Below are 15027 nucleotides of genomic sequence, written 5' to 3'. Positions count from 1 at the left end.
TGTTTGGTCGCACCATTTTATAACGAATGCTCTAAAATTCAATAAAAGCTTGGCTTTATGACCGACATACCCTCCCCGAACACACCGGCCGGCACCCTGCCGCTTGGAGTTTTGCTGCGTGGCCTGCTGTGGGCCGGCACCACTGTGGCGATTTTCTCCGGCTGGTTCGTGGTGACGCGCTTCGGCATGGCGCATCATATGGGGGTGTGGGATGTGATGGCGCTGCGCTTCGGCGGCGGCGCTTTGCTGCTTATGCCGGTGCTGCTTTTGCCGGCCCACCGATTGCCTGCGCGTGCCTGGGCAGAAGGCTTGCTGCTGGCCGTGTTATGGGGCGGCCCCTTCGTTTATCTGGTGGCACTGGGCCTGCAACTCACCTCGGTGGCTCAGGTGGCCACCACTACGCCGCCGCTGATGCCGGTTTTTGCCGGCCTGATCGGCTGGTGGCTGTTGCGGGAAAAGCCCGGGTTACCGCGCCTGATCGGCTATGGCGTCATCATTGCCGGCATTGCGACGCTATTCGTCAGCCAGCTTCAGGCCCGCGGCATGCCAAGGCTGGATGGCGTGGTCGTGCTGATCCTGGCTGCAATCCTGTGGGCACTCTACACCCTGCGCTTCCGGCGCAGCGGCCTCAACGCCATCCAGGCCGCAGCCCTGATCTGCTTCTGGTCAGCATTGTTTTTCCTGCCGGTCTATTATTTCGCCGGATTATCACATCTGAACGAGGCGCCCATGCAGGCGCTGGTATTCCAGATGGTGTATCAGGGCTGCCTGATGAGTGCCGTGGCTATAGTCACCTTCAACCGCGCCGTAACACTGCTGGGCGCCGGCGCTGCCGCCGCGATCATTGCCCTGATCCCGTGCCTCGCCACCTTGCTGGCCGTGCCTTTCCTGGGCGAAGTGCCGAGCCTGGTGGATGCCATGGCCACCGGCGCCATCGCACTTGGTGTGATCTTCGCGGCGCGCCCAACCCCATCCAAGCCGGCTCAGACCGCACCATAACGTGCATCCAGCGAAGCGCGTGTATTCAGCGCATCCTTGTCAAAACCGGCAATCAGCTTGTAATCCTTGGCCGAGGCTTCAAGTTCGGCGCGGCTGATGATGTCATCCAGCTTGGCATAGCCCTTGGGCGCCCTCTCCTCAACATATTGCATCACCCGCTCCGGCCCGTTGGCGCGATTGGCCAGCACAATGCGCGCGGTGGCCGGCAGGCGCTCGGCCTCATAGGCGCGCAGAGCGGCGAGCGGATCGTGAATCGTGGCCAGGCGATGCGCCAGCACACGCGCATCAATGATCGCCTGGCTGGCACCATTGGAGCCGATTGGATACATCGCATGCGCCGCATCGCCCAGCAGGGTGACACGGTCAAAGCTCCAATGTTCCACCGGGTCGCGGTCCACCATGGGGAATTCATAGATCGCCTGCGCACCCCGGATCAGCCCGGGCACATTGAGCCAGCCGAAATTCCAGCTCTCAAATCGCGGCAGGAAATCCTCAATTCGGCCCGGCCGGTTCCAGTCCTCGCGGTTCCACGGTGTATCGTTGGGATAGCGCAGTTCTGCGATCCAGTTGACCACACTGCGGCCACGCCCGGCAGCTTCGGGGTCAATCGGATAGCAGACAAATTTCTGATCCTGATGCCCGGCCATGATCATCGAGCGGCCGGAAAGATAGGGCGCCGCCTCGGTGGTGGCGCGCCACAGCACGGCGCCATTCCATTTCGGCGCCCCTTCATCCGGGTAGAAAGCCGCCCGCACGGCTGAATGGATGCCGTCCGCGCCGATCAGCAAGGCGGAACGCTGCGCCGGCAGCGCCGCACCATCCGAACGGCGCCGCAGCCGAACCGTGACGCCCGTGGCATCCTGCTCAAAGCCGAGCAGTTCAGTGTCGGTCTGCACTGCTTCGGCGCCAAGCCGTTCGCGCACCGCGTCAAACAACAGCATCTGCAAGGCGCCGCGATGCACAGAGAATTGCGGCCAGTTGTAGCCGGCATCCAAACCGCGTGCCTCACGCCAGATTTCCTGGCCGAATTTGTTGGTGTAGATCAGCTCCTTGGTGCGGATAGCGCGGGCTTCCAGGCGTTCGGCCAGGCCGAGCTCGGTCAATTCGCGCACCGCATGCGGCAGCACATTGATGCCGACGCCCAAAGGCCGGATACTCGGCACGGCTTCCACCAGGCGGGCCGGAATGCCGGCGCGATGCAGGCTGAGCGCCAGGGTGAGGCCGCCGATACCGGCGCCAACGATCAGCACATCCGGGGCTTGAGAACCGGCCATCTGCTTCCTCCCATGATTTTTAATTTTACCGGTGATTTTTGAATTGTATGGTTGCATTACAATTAGCTGAAGCTAGAATGCCTGGCAAGCGTGAGCTGGGCCAACCAGCCGCAGAGCAACATTCAGGGGGCACGGGAACAGCCTATGGCAGCCGGCAAGGCGGAACATTCTGCCAGCAGCGAGATCGATTACGGCGACCTGCCGGATTTGATCGGTTATGTGCTGCGCCGCGCCCAATTGCGGCTCTATGAGGATTTCTACGCGGCTTTGCATGGCACGGGCATCAGCCCGGCGCTGTTTTCCGCCCTGGTGCTGGTGGAGCGTAATCCCGGTTTGCAGCAGGGCCGGCTCGGCCAGGCGCTGGGTGTGGCGCGTTCCGGCGCCATGACCATGGTGGACCGGCTGGAGCGGCTGGGGCTTGTGCAACGCCAGCCGGCGCCGCATGACCGGCGCGCCTATGGTCTGCACCTGACGCCAAAGGGCCAGAAGCAGGCGGCCAGCCTGCGCGCCAGGGTGAGCGAGCATGACCAACGGATCGGCCATCGCATGGATGCCGCCGAACGCCGCAAGTTGATGGAACTACTACAAAGGATATAGAGCCTAGACGCTTTTTGGGTGGCGGATGATCCGCTAAGGTTACAAACAAGGCCGGGGCGCAACAGCCCTGGCGACCATCGGGAGGGACCATGACCAAGAAACTTACCCGCCGCCAGTTCGGCCAGACGGCAGTTGCTACTGCCGCGCTCACCGCTGGCATCGCGCCGTTCAATATCGGCCGCGCCCAGTCGCGCGTGCTCAAGATCGGCTCGATCCATCCGCGTTCCGGCTTCCAGGCCCAGCTTGGCCTGGCCTGCCAGCGCGGCATCGACATCGCCCCGCGCGTGCTGAAATCGCTCGGCATCAATGCCGAGGTCGAGATCATGAATGCGGATACCGAGTCGAATGTCGACATCGCCCGCAGCCGCGCCGAGAAGCTGGTGAATGACGGCGCCCAGGTGCTGATCGGCGCCTTCGATAGCGGCCAGTCTGCCGCCATCGCCCAGGTGGCAGAGCAGAAGGGCGTGCCCTACATCATCAACGTGGCTGCCGCGCCGCAGATCACCGAGCAGGGCTACAAATACGTCTTCCGCAACTTCCCCACCGCGCCGATGCTGGTGGGCGATGGCCTGGCGCTGATGAAGACGGTGTTCGAGCATAGCGGCGTAACGCCGAAGACCGCCGTATTCATGCATGCCAATGACACGTTTGGCCAGGCCATGGCCGGCGCGATCAAGGCGATGGCGCCGCGCTTCAACCTGCCATTCCAGATCGTCGAGACGATCAGCTACGATCCGCAGGCCAAGGATTTGTCGGTGGAAATCGCCAAGGCCAAGGCCACCAATGCCGACATGGTGATGCCGGTGACCCGCCTCAACGATGCCATCCTGCTGATCCGCGAAATGGTGAAGCAGCGCTGGGAGCCGAAGGTGATCATGAGCCCCGGCGCCCCGGGCTTTTATGAAGGCCAGTTCTACCGCACGCTCGGCAAGTATTCCGATTACCTGCTGACCAATGTGCCCTGGTACAATCCGCGCGCCAGCATCACACAGAAGCTGCTGGAGGAATTCACCAAGAGCTACAAGAACGAGCTGTTCGAGTTGAATGTCGGCTTCTCGTTTGAGGCCATGATGGTGGCGGTGGATGCCTTCAACCGCGCCAAGAGCACCAATGGCAAGGAACTGGCCGATGCCATCCGCGCCACCAAGATCACCGATCATGTGATGGCCGGCGGCACGCTCGAATTCAACGAGAAGGGCCAGAATGTCAACATCAAGTCGGTAACGCTGCAAAATATCGGCCAGCGCCCGAAGGTGGTGTTGCCGCTTAATGTGTCGGAAGACAACCTGCTGCTGCCGATGCCGGGCTGGACCAAGCGCGGCTGACAGACTTAACCAAGGGGGTGGCACCCACGGCGCCAAAAGCGCCGTGGGTGTTTTGACGGAATGCCGATAGAACTTATACTCAATGTTACTTTGCAGGGTCTGCTCACCGGGCTGGTTTATGGCCTGATGGCGCTTGGCCTCAGCGTCATTTTCGGCGTGGTGCGGGTGGTCAATTTTGCCCATGGCGAAATGATGACCATCGGCATGTATGGCGCCATCGTAGCCTTCGGGGCCTGGAATATCGATCCGCTGGTGGCCATGGTGCCGATTGCCATCCTGCTGTTTGCACTTGGCTATTTGATGCAGTCGCTGCTGATCAATCCTTTTATCAACCGGCCGGAGCACAGCCAGTTCATGCTGCTGGCCGCCGTGGCCATCATCATGGTGAACGGCCTGCTGATGATTTTCGGCCCGGATGCGCGCACCACGCTGGTGGATTATGCGCTTGATTCGGTGGAGATCGGCCCGCTGCTGGCCGACAAGGTGCGCCTGATCACTGCCGGCCTGGCCTTGCTGATCACGGCCGGGCTGTTCGCCTTCTTCCGCCTCTCGCTCACCGGCAAGGCGATCCGGGCCTGCGCCGACAATTACCTCGGCGCCCTGGTGGTCGGCCTTAACGTCAAACGGCTCTATGCCTTCACCTTCGGGCTTGGCTCGGCCTGCGTCGGCGCTGCCGGCGCCATGATGGTGCTGCTGATCGACGTGACGCCCAATCTCGGCCCTGCCTTCACGTTGCAGGCTTTTGTCATCGTTATCGTGGGCGGCCTCGGCTCGATGCCCGGCGCGCTGCTTGGTGGTGTGCTGATCGGCCTGTCGGAAGCGCTGTCCGGCCTGTTCTTTGCGCCCTCGGCCAAGAGCATGTTCGCCATCGCGCTGCTGATCCTGGTGCTGCTATTCCGGCCGCAGGGCCTGCTCGGGAGGAAAGCCTGATGCGCGCGCTGTATGATCGCCTGCTGGATGGTGTGCCGCGCCGCGCCCTCAGCCTGCTTGCCCTGCTGCTTGCCGCCCTGCTGGTGGCGCCGCTGCTGGTGGATGCCTATATCCTGTCGATCCTGATCCTAGTGCTGTATTTTGCGTATACCGGCCAGGCCTGGAATGTGATGATGGGCTTCTGCGGCCAGCTCTCCCTGGGCCATTCGCTTTATGTCGGTCTGGCCGCCTACACCGCCGCCGCGCTGTATGTACATTTCAAACTGCCTCCCAGCCTTGGGGTATTCGCCGCCATCGGCGTCAGTATGGCTTTTGGCGCCGGCATCGGCTTTCTGGCTTTCCGCTTCGGCATCGGCGGCACTTATTTTGCGCTGCTCACCATCGCCTTTGCCGAATTCACCCGGGTCGGCTTCGATCATTTCGCCTGGGTCAACGGCTCGGGCGGTTTCTTCCTGCCGGTGGAGCAATATACCCGCAACGATGTGCTGAACCTGCGCGGCCGGCCGGTGATGTTCTATTATCTGCTGCTCGGCTTCACTGCCGCCGCCTTTGTGTTCTGCCGCTGGCTGCTCACCGGCCGCATCGGCTATTACTGGCTGGCGATCCGCGAGGATCAGGAAGCCGCGCAAACGCTTGGCATCAACACTTTCCGCTACAAGATGCTGGCGGTGCTGATTTCCAGCGGCATGACCGCGATCAGCGGCGTGTTCTTTGCCTTCTACTACAACAACCTGTTCCCCGAGCAGATTTTCAACATCAGCCGCTCGATCGAACTGATCCTGGGGCCGATCATCGGCGGCCTGGGTTCGCTGTTTGGCCCGATCCTGGGCGCCTTTGTGCTCACTGTGCTGGCTGAAGGGCTGTATGAACTGCTGCATGGCCTGGGCTACGACATCCCTGGCGTCAAGCATGTTTTCTACGGCATCTGCCTCGCCGCCGTGATCATGTATCTGCCGCACGGCATCTGGCCGCCCTTGCGCCGCCGCCTGGGGCTGGAGACCAAGTCATGAATGCCGCGCCTTTGCTTGCCGTCAACGGCATCTCAAAGAGTTTCCGTGGCCTCAAGGCCGTGTCAGGCGCCAGCCTGACCGTGCCGCGCGGTGGCATTGTCAGCCTGATCGGGCCGAATGGCGCCGGTAAAACCACCTGCTTCAACATGATTGCCGGTGTGTTCAAGCCGGATGAAGGCAGCATCATGCTGGATGGCCGCAGCATCGGCGGCCTGCGCCCGGACCAGATCTGCCATGCCGGCATCGGCCGCACCTTTCAGCTGGTGAAGCCGTTCAAGGAACTCAGCGCGCTGGATAATGTGATTATCGGCGCGCTGCGCAGCGAAACCGATACCCGCAAGGCGAAACGCGAGGCCGAGGCGGTGCTCGACCGGCTCGGCATGCTCGACAAGCGCGACCAGCCGGCGGCGCAGCTGACCCTGCCGGAACGCAAGCGGCTGGAAGTGGCGCGTGCGCTGGCAACACGGCCCACCATCCTGCTGCTGGATGAAGTGATGGCCGGCCTGCGCCCCACCGAGACCGACCAGATGGTGGCGGTGTTTCGCGAGCTCAATCGCGGCGGCCTGACCATCCTGCTGATCGAGCATGTGATGCGGGCGGTGATGGCTTTGTCGCAGCAGGTGGTGGTGCTGCATCATGGCGAGGTGATTGCGCGCGGCGAACCCGACGCGGTGGTGCGCGACCCGGCTGTGCTGGAATGTTATCTCGGCGAGGAGGCCGCCGTATGAGCCTGGAAATTGAAGGCCTCGACGTATTCTACGGTGATGCGCAGGCGCTGGATGGGGTCAGCCTGACCGCGCCTGCCGGCGAGATTGTTGCCATCGTCGGCGCCAATGGCGCCGGCAAATCCACCCTGATCCGCACCATTGCCGGCATCGAACCGCCGCGCCAGGGCCGCATCCGCTATAACGGCAAGGATATCGCCGGGCTGCCAAGCTACAAGGTGTGCGATCTCGGCATCGGCCAGGTGGCCGAGGGGCGTCAGGTGTTTCCTACCCTCACGGTAATGGAAAACCTGCAAATGGGCGCCTTGCTGCCACGCGCTAAGGGCAAGGAAAAGCAGACGCTGGATGAGATATTCGGCCTGTTCCCGCGCCTCGCCGAACGCCGCGGCCAGTTGGCCGGCACCATGTCGGGCGGCGAACAACAGATGCTGGCCATCGGCCGCTGCCTGATGGGCCAGCCGGAACTGATCATGTTCGACGAGCCCTCGCTCGGCCTGGCGCCGGCCGTGGTGCAGGAAGTGTTTCGCATCATCCGTCTGCTGCATGAGCGCGGCCTCAGCATCATCCTGGTGGAGCAGAATGTTGCCGTGTCGCTGAAACTGGCACAGCACGCCTATGTGCTGGAAAACGGCCGCATCGCCATGCAGGGCAGCGGCGACGCCCTGCTGCATGATGACCGCGTGCGGCAAGCCTATCTTGGATTGTAAGAGAATACGTTCTACCGGTACGGGTTAAGGGAAGTTTCACCAAACTTTGGTGCAGTGGCGCCCGCATTGTTCAGTAAGCGGAGCATGACCCTGTTGACCACCCGTACCACCGATCTCCTCCAGCGGGGCGATACACTTGATGCAAGCCTTTGGCACCCCTTCTGCCGCCAGCTTTTTGACTACTGGCGCAGCCTGCCCCCTGCCGATCCGGCGCTGAGTTCATTGCCGGGGCGCGACAAGTTTGATCCCATCGCGGTGCGTGGCCTGCTGCCCTATATCACCATGCTGGATGTGCAGGCCGAACCGCTGCGCTTCAGGCTGCGGCTGGTCGGCACCATGATGACCACCTGGCTGCGCCAGGACCCGACCGGCCGCTGGCTGGATGAACTGAGCGGCGACATCACGAATATGCATGAGCGCCTGGCCTGGGTGGTGCAGCATGGTCAGCCAAGCTGGCGGCACGGCAGCAAACGCATCGGTCCGGGCCGCGATTATGGCAGCAGCGAAACCTTGGCATTGCCGCTGGCCGGCAATGGCGCGGCGGTGGACCGGCTGCTTTGCATCGGCATGGTTTACAATCCCGATGGGCAGCCGGTGTTGCGCTGAAGCGCGTCAGCTCATGCCGGCAAAGAAATCGTTGCCCTTGTCGTCCACCACGATGAAGGCGGGGAAATTTTCCACCTCGATCTTCCACACCGCTTCCATGCCGAGCTCCGGATATTCCAGCACTTCGACATGCTTGATGTTGTTCTTGGCCAGGATCGCGGCCGGGCCGCCGATCGAGCCGAGATAGAAGCCACCATATTGTTTGCAGGCTTCGGTCACCTGCTTGGAGCGGTTGCCCTTGGCCAGACTGATGAAACCGCCGCCATGCTGCATCAGCAGCCCGACATAGGAATCCATCCGGCCGGCGGTGGTGGGGCCGAAGGAACCCGAGGCATAACCATCCGGCGTCTTGGCCGGGCCGGCATAGTAGATCGGGTGGTTCTTGACGTAATCCGGCAGCCCCTCGCCGCGTTCGATCCGTTCGGCCAGCTTGGCATGGGCCAGGTCACGGGCCACGATCAACGTGCCGCTGAGCGACAGCCGGGTCTTGATCGGATGGCTCGACAGCAGCTTGCGGATTTCGCTCATCGGCTGGTTCAGGTCAACCTGTACCACGGTGGCGGAAAGCGCATCTTCGCTGGCTTCGGGCAGATACTTGGCCGGATCGGTTTCAAGCTGCTCCAGAAACACGCCATCCTTGGTGATCTTGCCCAGAATCTGGCGATCCGCCGAGCAGCTCACCGCCATGCCAATCGGCACGCTGGCGCCATGGCGCGGCAGACGGATCACCCGCACGTCATGGCAGAAATACTTGCCGCCGAATTGCGCGCCGATGCCATTGTTGCGCGACAATTCGAGCACCGTGCGCTCCATCTCCAGGTCGCGGAAGGCATGGCCGCCGGGGCTGCCCTCGGTCGGCAGATTGTCGAGATAGCGCGCCGAAGCCAGCTTGGCGGTCTTGAGATTGTGTTCTGCCGAGAGGCCGCCAATGACAATCGCCAGGTGATAAGGCGGGCAGGCAGCCGTGCCCAGGGTCTTGATCTGGGTGTCGAGGAACTTGACCAGATTCTCGCCGCGCAGAACCGCCGGGGTCTGCTGGTAGAGGAAGGTCTTGTTGGCCGAGCCGCCACCCTTGGCCATGAACAGGAATTTGTAGGCATCGCCCTCGGTGGCATAAAGCTCGATCTGCGCCGGCAGGTTGGTGCCGGTATTCACTTCCTTGAACATGCTCAAGGGCGCGAGCTGGGAATAACGCAGGTTGGTCTCGGTATAGGTGCGATAGACGCCGTGGCTCAGCGCCGCTTCGTCATTACCCTCGGTCCAGACATACTGGCCCTTCTTGCCGATCACGATGGCGGTGCCGGTATCCTGGCAGGATGGCAGCACGAAGCCCGCCGAGATATTGGCATTCTTGAGCAGTTCCAGCGCCACGAAGCGGTCGTTATCAGACGCATCCTTGTCGTCCAGGATGGCGCGCAACTGCGCCAGATGGCCGGGGCGGAACAGATGCGCGATATCGCGCATGGCGGCAAAGCTCAGATCGCTCATCGCCTTGTCGCTGACTTTGAGAATCTTGCGCCCGGCCGCCTCAATCACCTCAACGCCTTCGCTGCTCAGCTTGCGGTAGGGCGTGGTGTCGGGGCCAAGCGGAAAAAGCTCCTGGAACTGGAAATCAGGCATGGCGGGTCTCGCTGGTTCTGGGGCAGACGATGAGAGGCTAGGCGATCAGGTCTTTTTCTTGCGGAAGGCATCCAGTGCCACCACTTCGCCAGTGGCCGGCTTGGCCGGTTCGCCGGATGGCTCACCAGCTTGCTCGCCGGCCTTGTCGCCAGCTGGCTTGTCTGTATCGCTGGCCAATGCGGCTTCCGCCAGGGCGGCGCCACGCGCCAGACTCTCTGCCGAAGGCTGCACACGGAATTGCAGGCCGAATTGCACACTGGGATCGGCAAAGGCGGTCAGCGCTGCATAAGGCACCACCAGACGCTCCGGCACCTTGTTGAAGCTGAGGGTGACCTGGAATTTATCCTCGCCCGGCTCCAACCCCCAGAACTGGTGCTGCAACACGATGGTCATCTCGTCCGGGTAGCGTTCATGCAGGTAGGGCGGGATTTCCACCCCCGGCTGGTCGGTGCGGAAGGTGACATAAAAATGATGATTGCCTGGCAAGCCGAATTCGGCCGCGCGCTTCAACGCCTCGCGCACAGCGCCGCGCAGGGCATTTTCGACCAGGAGATTGTAATCGAGCAGCTTGCCGGCCATACCTGGACACACGCCTTGGGGGTTTCCTATGCCGGCTATCATAGCGCATCCGCCCGCCGCTATTCAATTACGGGCGTAGCGCCAAGCCGATCAACAGGATAGCGGGTCAATAGGGGCCCGCCGAGGGGAAGATTTAAGTGGGGGAGCTTCTGTTGCCCGGCGCTCCCCCGAGCCGCGCTTACCTAATTAGGCAGCGAGTGCTACGGAGTTATCGTTCGCACTTGTGATTTGACCCGATAACGGCGGTATCATGCCGGGCAAAAACCGGTCCTTTATTGCGCATGTCAAGCCTGATTCGCCCCCATCATCAAGCCAGCGTGGTTCCCCGCCCCCGGCTGGGGCGGCAGGCTGGCTTCATGGTGGAGGCGCCGGGTACTGCCCCCGGGTCCATTACGCCTATTCCGAGCGGCGTTTATCGCCATAGCCGGCAAGCCGGCCCACCACATATAAGCCTTTGCCCTGCACTTTTGAAGGGGGACGCGGCGGTTCTATCCGGGCCGAAACCACTTTATAAAGGCCGGCATCCTCCCGGGAGACCGATTCCATGTCCGTGACGCCTGAACAAGCCGCCGAAATCGAGGCATTGCGCGCCCAGAGCCAAACCACCCGCCGCGCCACCGTGCCGGCACTGGAAGCCATGCTCTATCAGCCGCTGCCGCTGCTGGACCACGGCTTTGTGCGGGTGATCGATTATATGGGCGACGATGCGGCAGTGGTGCAGGCAGCCCGGGTCTCCTATGGCCGCGGCACCAAGAAGGTCAGCGAAGATCGGGGCCTGATCAACTATCTGATGCGGCACCGCCATACCACGCCGTTTGAGATGTGCGAGATCAAGTATCACGTCAAGCTGCCGATCTTTGTGGCGCGGCAATGGATCCGCCACCGCACCGCCAATGTGAATGAATATTCGGCGCGCTATTCGATCCTGGACAAGGAATTCTACCTTCCCGGCCCGGAGCAGCTCGCAGCGCAATCGAATGCCAACCGCCAGGGCCGTGGCGACCTGCTGACCGGCGCCGAGGCCGCCCGCGTGCTGGAACTGCTGAAGCGCGATGCCAGCCAGGCGTATGATTCCTATGAGGAAATGCTCAACGAGCGGCCCGATGGCAGCCGTGTTGACGAGGACCGTTCAGGGCTGGCGCGCGAACTGGCGCGCATGAATCTGACGCTGAATTACTATACGCAATGGTATTGGAAGACCGATCTGCTGAACCTGCTGCATTTCCTCAGCCTGCGGGCCGACAGCCATGCACAATATGAAATCCGCGTCTATGCCGAAGCCATGCTGGAGACCGTGAAAAACTGGGTGCCGGCCTGCTACGAAGCTTTCATGGAATACCGTGTCGGCGGTGCCAGCCTGTCGGCCACGGCGCTGAAATGTGTGCGCCGCATGCTGGCTGGCGAAAGCGTGGACCAGGCCAATTCCGGGCTTTCGGCGCGCGAATGGCGTGAATTGCAGGCGGTGCTGAAGCCGGAATAGGCTGCGGCTTCAATCATCCTTCAGCGAGGCTTCGGCCTGGCGCCGGTTGAGCGACCAGCCGATCAGCCCGAATAGTGTGGTGCCGGCCAGCGCCAGCGCCATTGCCAGACCGCTGCCGGCCGGCAGGAAGCCGGCCGACATCGAACCCAGCCCGCCGCCGACATTCTGCATGAACCCGGCCAACGCTGCCCCGGCGCCCAGCGCGGCGCGATTGACGCCAACCGCGCCAGTGACCGAATTGGGCAGCGCCAGGCCCATGCCGGCAGCCCAGACAAGGCGCGCCAGCACGATGGCACTGATGCTATCGCCCCACAAAGCCGTGTAGAGCGCCAGCCCGCAGCCGCCGGCCAGCAGGCAGCCAACCCCGGCATCGATCAGCCGGGCGCTGCCAAGCCGGCGCGACAATACCGACGACAATACCGAACCGATGAAAAAGCCGGCGCTGCCGGTTGCGGCCAGGGCGCCATAAGCCACCGGCGACAGCCCCATGGTTTCGATCATCACCGCCGGTGCTGCGGCATTGAAGCCGTGCAGGCCAGCGAAAATCGCCATATTCACCAGGCAGAAGGCCATGAAGGCGCGTGAATTCAGCAGCAAAGCATAATCCCGCCGGATGCCGGCAAACAGCGATGTGACACTTGGCCCCGGTCGGTGGGTTTCCGGCAGGCCCCAATACAGCACCAGCACAACCAGCGCCGTGATGACGGCGGAGATCAGGAAATTGCCGCGCCAGCCAATATATTGCTCCACCAACCCGCCCAGCACCGGCGATATGATCGGCGCCAAAGCCAAGGCGGCAGACACCACCGAGGTGGCCCGGGCGGCCTCGGCGCGATTATATACATCGTTCAACACGGCACGGCCGATCACCATGCCGGCGGCAGCGCCGAAGCCCTGCGCCGCCCGCATCCAGAATAATTCGGCCAAGCTATCAACATAGGCGCAGCCAACCGAGGCAACTGCCATCAGCACCAGGCCACCCAACAACAGGTTGCGACGGCCCCAGCGGTCACTGAGCGGCCCGAAAATCAGCTGCCCACCGGCAAAACCGGCCAGATACACCATAAGCGTGAAGGGCAGCGCATCCACCGGCACGCCAAGCACCCGTCCCAGCGTGGGCAGCGACGGCAAATACATCGTCGCCGCCATGATGCTGTTGGCGTTGATGATCGTCAGCAGAAGGAGCAAACCGGGCGGGCGGGACGCAGCGGTGGCAGGCGGCATGATCACTATTCTAGCAGGGGGGAACCGGGGCAGCCCAGGTTGTATACCAGCTTTATTATCAGGCGCTAACAAGCGCCAGTAGAACCAAGCAACATGTTGGCTTCGTTGGGGTTAGAGTATATAGAGGTTTCAGCGGTACAGCCATGTCTGCCGGCGCCAACCGCCGGGCCGGGAGCGTTAGAAAGTCGCATGTCGGAAAAGATTGATTTCAGCCATGTGCGTTTCCTCATCGTCGATAACAATCGGCTGATGGGAAAGCTGGTTAAAGATATCCTGGCCATGCTGGGCGCTAGCCAGATTTCGCTCGCCCGCGATTATGAACATGCCCTGGTTGCCTTGCGATCGGGCAGCATCGATGTGTGTATCACCGAGTGGAACCTGAAGCCGCGTAGCGGCCTGGAATTGCTGGATTTCATTCGCAATGACGCCACCTCGGCCGACCGCCTGCTACCGGTAATCATGCTGACCGCCAATTCCGAGATGGAATATGTGGTTGAATCACGTGATGCCGGGGTCACCGAATTCCTTGCCAAGCCCTTCACTGCCGACGGTCTGTATCGCCGGCTGGTTTCAGTGATCGCCCGGCCGCGCGATTTTGTCAGCGTGCGCGGCTATTTCGGCCCCGACCGGCGGCGCCAGCAATTGCCTTTTGATGGTGCCGACCGCCGCGTGAAGGACTGACGCCGTGTCAAGCGATGCGCGCCCGACGCGCCCGGTTCATATCCCCAATCGCGGCGACTTGAGGCGCAAGGCGGTCAATTACAAGAAGGGGCTGGACCTCAAGCTGGACGACACTCTGCGCGCCAAGATGGAAGCGCTGGTGCAATCCTCGGCCAACGCCTTCCTGGATGAATCTGCCGAGCATATCAAGGATTTGCGCGAGCGGGTCAGCGCCATGCAAACCAGTGAGCCTGAGGCCCGCCGGCTGCTGGTGGAGGATGTGCGCGAACAGGCTTTCCAGATCAAGGGTATGGGCGGGGTGTTCGGCTATCCCCTGCTGACCGAATTCGCCAAATCGCTGCATGATTTCCTCAAGACCATCGATGGCGATCTGGATGAATTGCAGCAGGAAATCGTCTCGATCCATATCGACACGCTGTATGTTGTGATCGCGCACAAGATTGCCGGCTCAGGCGGCATGCTGGAGGCGCAATTGCGCGCCTCGCTGAAAGCTGCCGTGGAAAAGGCCAAGGGCAAGGACTGAACCCCGCCCCTGGCATCAAGCAACAGCTATGCCTGGCTGTTGGGCCCGCTGAGCAGCAATGGAGCTGGAGCCGCCCCTTGCCTGCGATATATGCGCCAGCGCCGCAGGATGCCGGCAAAAATCGCCGCCAGCATCGTGAGCAGCATGCCCCCAGCCATCACCAGCAAGACCAGGCCGAACAGGATCATTCTGGGCAGGCGCCGTGCCTGTTGCCAGGCGCGCAGCAAAAGCCGACGCATCAACGCATCCGGCTGTGCAGGATTTCGCCGCTGACCGGATCAACCGCCAACTTAACCTGGCGGCCCTCGGCATCCAGCGCCTTAACCTCGTAGCAGCGGCGCTCGCGTTCCACTTTCTGGATATCGCGATAGCCTTTGGCTTCCAGCTTGCCGACCAGCGTACTCAGCCCAAGCCAGCTACCCTGGCTGCTTGCCGCATCGCAATGCCGGTCGCCGGCCTTGGCCGGCATGGCGGTAAAGATCAGCGCGGCAGCGGCGGCGGTCGTAAAGAATTTCGTGAACATCTCAACATCCCTTGGTTTTGGGCCACCCGTTGCAGCCCGACCCCGTTGTTATGCCAGCGCTTGGCTGAACTGATCCTGAGCCCCATATTCATCTGGCGTTCAGCAAACCATGCTAAAAAAACACTATACTTTTCCGCGCCTTGATCCTTACCCTGGCCTTGCTGTGGCTGCCGTCGCCGGCTTTCGCCGACAAGGATGCCGAGCGCGCGCGCGCGGCATTGCAG

At 62.1% G+C, this 15027-nt stretch carries 18 protein-coding genes and 1 other RNA gene; 11 read left to right on the top strand and 8 right to left on the bottom strand.

The window, feature by feature from the left end; genetic code table 11:
- Nucleotides 1-57 precede the first annotated feature (57 nt).
- Nucleotides 58-999, top strand: a complete 942-nt coding sequence (locus KBB36_RS14040) for a DMT family transporter (protein ID WP_290981965.1) — start codon at nt 58-60, stop codon at nt 997-999.
- Here KBB36_RS14040 and KBB36_RS14035 read toward each other — a convergent pair.
- Nucleotides 984-2273, bottom strand: coding sequence for a flavin-dependent oxidoreductase (locus KBB36_RS14035; RefSeq protein WP_290981962.1), 1290 nt, complete (start codon nt 2271-2273; stop codon nt 984-986). The two genes, KBB36_RS14040 and KBB36_RS14035, sit on opposite strands and share 16 nt — an antisense overlap.
- A gap of 144 nt (nt 2274-2417) precedes the next feature.
- Here KBB36_RS14035 and KBB36_RS14030 point away from each other — a divergent pair, with 144 nt between their 5' ends.
- From KBB36_RS14030 to KBB36_RS14000, 7 genes are all read left to right on the top strand, one after another.
- The gene (locus KBB36_RS14030) at nt 2418-2870 is read left to right on the top strand and encodes a MarR family transcriptional regulator (RefSeq protein ID WP_290981959.1); all 453 of its coding nucleotides are present in this window, start codon (nt 2418-2420) and stop codon (nt 2868-2870) included.
- A gap of 89 nt (nt 2871-2959) precedes the next feature.
- Nucleotides 2960-4195: an ABC transporter substrate-binding protein gene (locus tag KBB36_RS14025; RefSeq protein WP_290981956.1), complete on the top strand. Its 1236-nt coding sequence runs from the start codon at nt 2960-2962 to the stop codon at nt 4193-4195.
- A 60-nt stretch (nt 4196-4255) separates the two neighbouring features.
- Nucleotides 4256-5125: a branched-chain amino acid ABC transporter permease gene (locus KBB36_RS14020; RefSeq protein WP_290981953.1), complete on the top strand. Its 870-nt coding sequence runs from the start codon at nt 4256-4258 to the stop codon at nt 5123-5125.
- Nucleotides 5125-6135, top strand: coding sequence for a branched-chain amino acid ABC transporter permease (locus KBB36_RS14015; RefSeq protein WP_290981950.1), 1011 nt, complete (start codon nt 5125-5127; stop codon nt 6133-6135). The genes KBB36_RS14020 and KBB36_RS14015 overlap by 1 nt, the downstream gene beginning before the upstream one ends.
- A complete protein-coding gene (locus KBB36_RS14010) occupies nt 6132-6863 on the top strand; it encodes an ABC transporter ATP-binding protein (RefSeq protein ID WP_290981947.1) in 732 nt (243 codons plus the stop codon). Before KBB36_RS14015 ends, KBB36_RS14010 begins: the two co-directional genes overlap by 4 nt.
- A complete protein-coding gene (locus KBB36_RS14005; RefSeq protein ID WP_290981944.1) occupies nt 6860-7567 on the top strand; it encodes an ABC transporter ATP-binding protein in 708 nt (235 codons plus the stop codon). The genes KBB36_RS14010 and KBB36_RS14005 overlap by 4 nt, the downstream gene beginning before the upstream one ends.
- An 84-nt stretch (nt 7568-7651) precedes the next feature.
- Nucleotides 7652-8173, top strand: a complete 522-nt coding sequence (locus tag KBB36_RS14000; RefSeq protein ID WP_290981941.1) for a PAS domain-containing protein — start codon at nt 7652-7654, stop codon at nt 8171-8173.
- A gap of 6 nt (nt 8174-8179) precedes the next feature.
- Here KBB36_RS14000 and KBB36_RS13995 read toward each other — a convergent pair whose 3' ends face one another.
- The 3 genes from KBB36_RS13995 to ssrA form a co-directional block, all read right to left on the bottom strand.
- A complete protein-coding gene (locus KBB36_RS13995; protein WP_290981938.1) occupies nt 8180-9793 on the bottom strand; it encodes a fumarate hydratase in 1614 nt (537 codons plus the stop codon).
- 45 nt (nt 9794-9838) lie between these two features.
- Nucleotides 9839-10372: a ClpXP protease specificity-enhancing factor SspB gene (locus KBB36_RS13990; protein ID WP_290981935.1), complete on the bottom strand. Its 534-nt coding sequence runs from the start codon at nt 10370-10372 to the stop codon at nt 9839-9841.
- Nucleotides 10373-10508: 136 nt separating this feature from the next.
- Nucleotides 10509-10848, bottom strand: a transfer-messenger RNA (tmRNA) gene (gene ssrA, locus KBB36_RS13985).
- 68 nt (nt 10849-10916) lie between these two features.
- Here ssrA and thyX point away from each other — a divergent pair.
- Entirely contained in the window at nt 10917-11852 is a 936-nt protein-coding gene (gene thyX, locus KBB36_RS13980; RefSeq protein ID WP_290981932.1) for an FAD-dependent thymidylate synthase, read from the top strand.
- Between the two features lie 9 nt (nt 11853-11861).
- Here thyX and KBB36_RS13975 read toward each other — a convergent pair whose 3' ends face one another.
- Entirely contained in the window at nt 11862-13076 is a 1215-nt protein-coding gene (locus KBB36_RS13975) for a multidrug effflux MFS transporter (protein WP_290981929.1), read from the bottom strand.
- Between the two features lie 189 nt (nt 13077-13265).
- On the opposite strand from KBB36_RS13975, the gene KBB36_RS13970 reads away from it, so the two are divergent.
- Together KBB36_RS13970 and KBB36_RS13965 are read left to right on the top strand one after the other, a co-directional pair.
- Entirely contained in the window at nt 13266-13757 is a 492-nt protein-coding gene (locus KBB36_RS13970) for a response regulator (RefSeq protein WP_290981926.1), read from the top strand.
- 4 nt (nt 13758-13761) lie between these two features.
- On the top strand, nt 13762-14280 hold the full coding sequence (locus tag KBB36_RS13965; RefSeq protein ID WP_290981922.1) for an Hpt domain-containing protein: 519 nt from the start codon (nt 13762-13764) through the stop codon (nt 14278-14280).
- A gap of 26 nt (nt 14281-14306) precedes the next feature.
- Here the strand turns inward: KBB36_RS13965 and KBB36_RS13960 are convergent, their stop codons facing one another.
- The 3 genes from KBB36_RS13960 to KBB36_RS13950 form a co-directional block, all read right to left on the bottom strand.
- Nucleotides 14307-14519 (bottom strand): hypothetical protein, encoded by a 213-nt coding sequence (locus KBB36_RS13960; protein WP_290981919.1) that lies wholly within the window; start codon nt 14517-14519, stop codon nt 14307-14309.
- Nucleotides 14519-14803, bottom strand: coding sequence for a PepSY domain-containing protein (locus KBB36_RS13955; protein ID WP_290981917.1), 285 nt, complete (start codon nt 14801-14803; stop codon nt 14519-14521). Before KBB36_RS13955 ends, KBB36_RS13960 begins: the two co-directional genes overlap by 1 nt.
- On the bottom strand, nt 14761-15027 hold a 267-nt coding region (locus tag KBB36_RS13950; protein WP_290981914.1), incomplete at its 5' end, for a hypothetical protein. The genes KBB36_RS13950 and KBB36_RS13955, both read right to left, overlap by 43 nt.

It is taken from the genome of Ferrovibrio sp., assembly GCF_017994015.1.
Lineage (GTDB): Bacteria > Pseudomonadota > Alphaproteobacteria > Ferrovibrionales > Ferrovibrionaceae > Ferrovibrio.
Note: the sequence above shows the minus strand (reverse complement) of the source record. Positions and strands in the feature narration are given on the sequence as shown.